The sequence below is a fragment of the Shewanella hafniensis genome (assembly GCF_019655335.1).
GTDB lineage: Bacteria > Pseudomonadota > Gammaproteobacteria > Enterobacterales > Shewanellaceae > Shewanella > Shewanella hafniensis.
In genome coordinates, this window is record NZ_BPFD01000131.1 from 1 (window position 1) to 6,106 (window position 6,106).

Annotated in this window: 6 protein-coding genes; 2 read left to right on the top strand and 4 right to left on the bottom strand. The window is 40.5% G+C overall.

Annotation, left to right across the window (positions count from 1 at the left end; all coding sequences use genetic code 11):
- Positions 1–90 precede the first annotated feature (90 nt).
- Positions 91–642: a serine protease inhibitor ecotin gene (gene eco, locus K5Q99_RS21065; protein ID WP_107947601.1), complete on the top strand. Its 552-nt coding sequence runs from the start codon at positions 91–93 to the stop codon at positions 640–642.
- Between the two features lie 87 nt (positions 643–729).
- Here the strand turns inward: eco and K5Q99_RS21070 are convergent, their stop codons facing one another.
- From K5Q99_RS21070 to K5Q99_RS21085, 4 genes are all read right to left on the bottom strand, one after another.
- Positions 730–1,005, bottom strand: coding sequence for a hypothetical protein (locus K5Q99_RS21070; RefSeq protein WP_106650557.1), 276 nt, complete (start codon positions 1,003–1,005; stop codon positions 730–732).
- Positions 998–2,986 carry a RecQ family ATP-dependent DNA helicase gene (locus K5Q99_RS21075; protein ID WP_220778035.1) on the bottom strand — a complete coding sequence of 663 codons (1,989 nt, stop codon included), beginning with the start codon at positions 2,984–2,986 and terminating at the stop codon, positions 998–1,000. Before K5Q99_RS21075 ends, K5Q99_RS21070 begins: the two co-directional genes overlap by 8 nt.
- Positions 2,987–3,321: 335 nt before the next feature.
- Complete coding sequence (locus K5Q99_RS21080; protein WP_220590293.1) at positions 3,322–3,660, bottom strand: hypothetical protein; 339 nt, start codon at positions 3,658–3,660, stop codon at positions 3,322–3,324.
- A 110-nt stretch (positions 3,661–3,770) separates the two neighbouring features.
- Positions 3,771–4,310 (bottom strand): hypothetical protein, encoded by a 540-nt coding sequence (locus K5Q99_RS21085; protein WP_220778036.1) that lies wholly within the window; start codon positions 4,308–4,310, stop codon positions 3,771–3,773.
- Positions 4,311–4,901: 591 nt separating this feature from the next.
- On the opposite strand from K5Q99_RS21085, the gene K5Q99_RS21090 reads away from it, so the two are divergent.
- Complete coding sequence (locus tag K5Q99_RS21090; RefSeq protein WP_220778037.1) at positions 4,902–6,017, top strand: tyrosine-type recombinase/integrase; 1,116 nt, start codon at positions 4,902–4,904, stop codon at positions 6,015–6,017.
- Positions 6,018–6,106 lie beyond the last annotated feature (89 nt).

A 6,106-nucleotide genomic window follows, 5' to 3' on the forward strand; every position in this document is an offset into this window, starting at 1 on the left:
ATTTAACCCTTTCTTGCTTCTGCTGCGTTTATAGGGGCAGAACATCGACAAATTTGTCGACATCCATTCAGTTCGATTAGGAGAAACAAGATGAAATTGAAGACCTTATTTAGCGTTAGCGCCGTTCCCCTTGCATTTGCACTATTGTCATTTAATGCCACGGCAGTCAGTCCACCACACCCAACAGGGTTAAATGCACCTATGGTTAACATTCAACGCTTCGATAAAAATGATTACCGCGCACAGGAAGCCACTAAGATGTTCCCTGCTCCAGCAGCTGGCATGGTGCAGCACATTTTGAGTTTGCCTAAGTTAGAAAACGAAGATGACTACATGATCGAAATCCAAATTGGGCAAACTCAAATGGTCGATTGCAATAAACATGGATTAAACGGGGAATTGAAGGAACTGACTGTACAAGGTTGGGGTTACAATTACTATCAAGTGGATGAGATAGCTGAAGGACCGAGTACTATGATGGCCTGTTTTGAACTGGCGAAAAAAGAGGCTTTTGTTCGTATTCCAGGTGAACTAAAAATGCGCTACGACAGCCGTTTACCTAAGGTATTTTATCTACCAGAAGGTGCTGAACTGCGTTTCAGAACGTGGAAAGTAGATTCAACCTATCAATATTCCAAGTAAGTAGCCTGACTTTAACGTTCGAATCATACATCAAATTCACTTCGCGTCTTTGCTGATTGATAGCAGCAAAGATGCGAAGCACATTGGCTAGAATCGTTTAATTCTAACAACTTGCATGATTTCTATCTCAAAGCCTGCCACAGTTTCTGTCTCTGGATAGTAAATGACATTAACCTTTTGGCCTTGTAGATTCTTATACTTTTTTACGCGTCTGAACTTAAACGGCACATCACAATTTTCAATCATAACAGTATGTTGCACCCATTCAGCCTTTTCCCTTTGCATATGGGAAACCACAGTTACACCTTCAGAGTGAACTAAATGTTCATGGGTGGCTAACATCTTTTTTACGGCCTTATTCATGTTCAACTCTTTTATCATTTAGTTGCGACAACAGTGACTCAACTTTCTGTTTAATTTCAGCATATCTCAATTTTTCACAGCGGCCGAAGCCACTTAACTTACGCACTTGAAAACGACTCACCAAAGGAACTGACATACCAGCAAGGCAACGACAATAGGTATCAAGTGACAAAGTCTCAATGCCCTTAGCCGTTAAATGATGTTTCAACTCTCGCAAATCAGCCAATATCTGCTGATCTGTCGGCCAAGTCGGTTCGGTCGAATAACTCAACTTAGCGAAATGACCGCGGCAGACACTGCAATGACCGCATGCAACCGGTGTTTCATTATCATCAAAATATCGGGATAAATTGTGGCTTAAGCATTTATCAAGCTCAAAAAAACGCACTAACTGCGCTATTCGCGCAATTTCTTTCTGTTCTTTATCGATAAAATGATCGTATAACTCATCGATGAGTTCGGGGCGTGCTAATGCGACAACATCAACCCGATACACATCGGTAATTCGTTTGGTTTCTAATTCAAGCAACTGATGCTCAGCTAAATATTCCAGCGCGGCCAACACGCGGCTACGTTCATGGCCCGTCGCACTGTACAAGGCATCAAAATCTAACGCGCCCCATATTTTCTTCATCTGCGTATGATTAAAAATCTGCGTCAAAAATGCCTGTCGCTCGGGATTAAATCGGCTCAGAATGGCGTGTTTGTCGACCAAAAACTTGTAATTAACGTCAGCGTAGTAGGCAAATAATGGCTTTACTACACCTAAAATCTCCAATTGAACGAGTAACGTTTTTAACGGTAACTGGCGAATATTACTCGCCGTCGACACGCCATTGAGCTGACATTCCCACTGACCGGAATCTTGTTCAAGTCGAATAGCCTCAATGACTTGCGCTATACCTTCTCGCTCTGGCGTATCGCCATACACAAAATTTTCAACGGTATTGAGTCCGTCAAGATTGGCCAAAGTCACACAATGGGATAAGGCCCCATCACGCCCTGCTCTGCCGATTTCTTGGCTGTAGTTTTCAATGGATTTAGGCAAATCGTAGTGGATCACAAAACGGATATTGCTTTTATCGATTCCCATACCAAAGGCGATGGTTGCCACCACCACTTGCAGCTTATCCTGCATAAAATCGTTTTGAATTTGTTGACGTTTTTCATCTTCAAATCCAGCATGATAGGCACTGGCGACTATACCTTGTTGGCTCAAAAGTCGTGCGACCGTTTCGGCGGTTTGCTGCAAAGTCACATACACAATACCGGCACCAGAGAATGATGCTATCTGCTTAACCAGTAAGGCATTCTTCTCTTGCGTTGATACAGGCAGTACAGTCAAATCTAAATTGGGCCGATAAAATCCCGTTTGTGCTATGTGTTCAGGCGCAATATCAAAGCGTTTTGCCATATCCAGTTTTACTTTACGTGTCGCTGTGGCCGTCAATAACAGTACTAATGGGATCTCAAGCTCACGCCGATAGTCGGGCAATTTAAGATAATCGGGCCGAAAATTGTGGCCCCATTCTGAAATACAATGCGCCTCATCAACGACCAGCATTGACAGCGGAACCGATTGAATAAATTGCCGAAAACGTTCATTTTTGAAACGTTCAACCGACACCATTAAAATTTTCAATTTGCCAGAACGCGCATCAGCCATCACTTGCTGACTTTGCTCAGCACTTAAGGTTGAATCTATGCTGGCCGCATGAATTCCCTTAGATTGTAAAAATTCCAGCTGGTCTTTCATCAAGGCGAGTAAAGGTGAAATCACTAAACTCAAATAGGGTAATTGCAATGCTGTAAATTGGTAACAAAGGGATTTACCAGAACCCGTGGGAAAAATAGCCAAACTCGACTTCCCCGCCAACAGTTGGGTTATCGTTTGCGCTTGGCCAGAACGAAATTCAGAAAACCCGAAATCCCGCTGCAACAAACTAATGTATGGATTAGTTTCTGGAATGGAATTAAACATCAACCGTCCTTTACACTCATCCTTACCACCCCAAAAATTGGGTATACCGCAAGAAAAAGATTCAGCATTAAGTGAGTCGACTAGTCTAGCAAATTTTGAGCTACTTTACGGAGTTAATTACCGACAACTGAGTTTTGACGCTGAGTTTATCGATTGGAATCAATGATGCCGCAGATGAAGAATGATGGTTAATGTATTGATTTTATGAGAAGTAAATAGCCATTTTATAAAAAATTGAATGCGAAAATAAAAATGGCTTTAGAAATTTGAACTATGGATAACGTATGCGCCGAGGCTAAAGCTGAGGTTAATCTCGGCAAAGCAAAGCCTTCAGTTTACGGTTTTCTTGCAAGGTATAAATTAATCAGCGAGGTGAGTTTATCCTGAAATCTTTCTTCAAAACTATCGATATCACGTCCAATAGAGACAAGATACTTAGTCGCTTGTTCGCGAGAAAGTAATTTATTGGCAACACTGTATTGCATCTCTTCCAAGGTTTTATCGTATCGTGGGATCAGCAACCAAGTACCAACATCGACGTCGAAATGTTGCATCGCTTTTTGGGCCAAAGCACAAAAAGCCTCAATGTGATCCACACCATCTGGTCCGAGACAGCCAGGTTCAATTCGGCACAGGACAGCAATTTTCCTTTCATTTGCAATGCTTACACTCATTTCTGATGCCCCATGTTACTTAATCCTAAACTAAAAATATCCCTTTAAACTTAACAGCAATTTTACGTGTCTGCACAGATAAGTCACGGCTAACTTGCTCATTTAAGCGATTATTGATCACGTATCTCGACGCTAATAATATTGTCAACAATATCATCTGAGTGCTGTAAATGATTTTGTGAGTTATCAGCATCATGCTCCGACAATAAGTTATCTATTGCCTGATCAAAACTGTCCAACTTTTGAGACTCCATATAACGCTTTAATCTCAGAATAATATCCCTACTTACCTCGATATGAGACTTTTTCTGACGTTTTTTTATTTGTGATAACTCTTTACGAACCATACGCCAACCCAAATCAGTAAAATACTGATTGAGCATTTTATTTACCTTCATGAGCTCGTTGTCGAGTCGCTGTGTCTTTTTGCGTAATCGGACTAATTCATTTAATTGCGTCACCAACTCAGTATATAAAACCGTTTGTAACTCAGCGCCACAAAACCAATCTGGTTTAGATGCGACGGCTTCAGGATTGATAAGGCGATAAATTAAGGGTAAGGCAAAAATCAATTCTGCTTCCTCAAGCAATAATAATTTTCTGCCTGAGGTTGGTTTGTCTTGTTGATATATCCAAGCTTGCGGTTCCATAAATACGTTTCTTCAGTTAAGCATGCGTTCAATGCGGATAAAATAAATGGGAACTCATGCTAGTACAAATCGACAAGTATTAATATATGGTTCAACCATTTTATTGATTAATGATCGATTCCTTATGCTTCATTTTACCCTAGGCTGAAATAGCTCAATGCATATCACCTCAATAACCAGATAAGCGGTTGCCGTTATTCGCTTAAATTTCACCCAACATACAAGCCTAGTTTAACGGCCTTCTATTCAAGAATGACAAATAAAATGGTTACACCATTCTTTTGATCTGCACATCTGTGGCTAACCGAGTTCAAAACTATCTCATACAAACAGTGCAAATTTCATACTAAATTTGGCTCTTATTATAACTCTGCTGAATTAATCACCATTGTAATAACGGGTTTATCTTGGTTATTTTTTAAACTAAACAATTTAACTTAATGTTATTTAATTCCCCCTTCTCTGATAAAAGAGGATTATTTAAACAAATAAGTACTTTACCAGCGATAATCACGATTATCACTGGTAGATATAGCCATGATTTGCGTATAATTACGCCTTCTTAATTCGATATCAGGTGACTTCAACGGCATGTCTAAAATCATCAGGACAAATACTAATGCTCAAAATAACGCCAATATATGGAATGAGAGAGCGACAGAATCAGAACATCACAATTATAACCGTGCCGAACAGCCACGTTTTTTTGAAGAGTCTTTCCTGCCCCAATCGGTTCGAAGTGATTATTTAAGCGCCGCCGAAGAAACTGAATATGAAATTTCAGTTAACACTCGCCGTGTTTATAATACGAGCTTTAGTGTATTCAGTCGTTATTGTGCTGAGCACCAACTGCAGGCCCTGCCCGCAGATCCACGAAGCGTAATTTCATTTATTGGTCATCAAAAAGAATTGATCCAAGAAAGCACTGGCGTTCAACTTTCTAAGCAAACATTAACCACAAGATTAGCAGCAATTCGCTACCATCATATTCAAGCGGGATTCCACTCGCCTACCGAACATCCTCTGGTGATCAGAGTGATGCGCGGTTTGAGCAGAAATCAATCTCGCTATGTGAGTGATTATGATCAGCAACCCATTATGTATGATGAAGTGGAAATGTTGATCCAGGCTATCGATGAACAAGAGCAGCCATTAACCCGAGCGCGGGACAAAGCAATTATTCAGTTAGGACTGCAAGGTGGGTTTCGCCGCTCTGAACTTGCAGATATAAAAGTTCAGTATGTCAGTTTTCTGCGTAACAAATTAAAAGTACGTTTGCCCTATTCAAAGAGTAATCAGCAAGGCCAGCGTGAATGGAAAGACTTACCAGATCATGAACCTTTTGCAGCACTCGATGCAGTAAAAAATTGGTTATCGCTAGCCAATATTGAAGACGGACATTTATTTAGATCACTTTCCCGTGATGGAAAAAATTTACGGCCGTATCAAATGAAGGATCGACATTCCGGAGCGAGTTCATTATTGAATAAAAATAGTGGTTTCCTTACTGGCGATGATATTTATCGCATCATTAAAAAATATTGTACTAAAGCAGGATTGCCAGCCAGATTTTATGGTGCCCACAGTTTGCGTAGTGGTTGCGTGACACAACTCCATGAAAATAATAAAGATCATTTGTACATCATGGCCAGAACCGGACATACCGATCCGCGTTCACTTCGTCATTATTTAAAACCTAAAGATTGACACTTAACTGTTAAAGATTAAGTGTCAACAGCATCGACTCATCGGAAAACTAACCGCATAAATATGCGTTTTTCTAAGCATAGAAATAA

What these genes read in the sequence shown, in the direction of transcription:
- K5Q99_RS21070 (WP_106650557.1), bottom strand. Translation starts at nt 1,005, where the DNA reads ATGAATAAGGCCGTAAAAAAGATGTTAGCCACCCATGAACATTTAGTT.
- K5Q99_RS21080 (WP_220590293.1), bottom strand. Translation starts at nt 3,660, where the DNA reads ATGAGTGTAAGCATTGCAAATGAAAGGAAAATTGCTGTCCTGTGCCGA.
- eco (WP_107947601.1), top strand. Translation starts at nt 91, where the DNA reads ATGAAATTGAAGACCTTATTTAGCGTTAGCGCCGTTCCCCTTGCATTT.
- K5Q99_RS21085 (WP_220778036.1), bottom strand. Translation starts at nt 4,310, where the DNA reads ATGGAACCGCAAGCTTGGATATATCAACAAGACAAACCAACCTCAGGC.
- K5Q99_RS21090 (WP_220778037.1), top strand. Translation starts at nt 4,902, where the DNA reads ATGTCTAAAATCATCAGGACAAATACTAATGCTCAAAATAACGCCAAT.
- K5Q99_RS21075 (WP_220778035.1), bottom strand. Translation starts at nt 2,986, where the DNA reads ATGTTTAATTCCATTCCAGAAACTAATCCATACATTAGTTTGTTGCAG.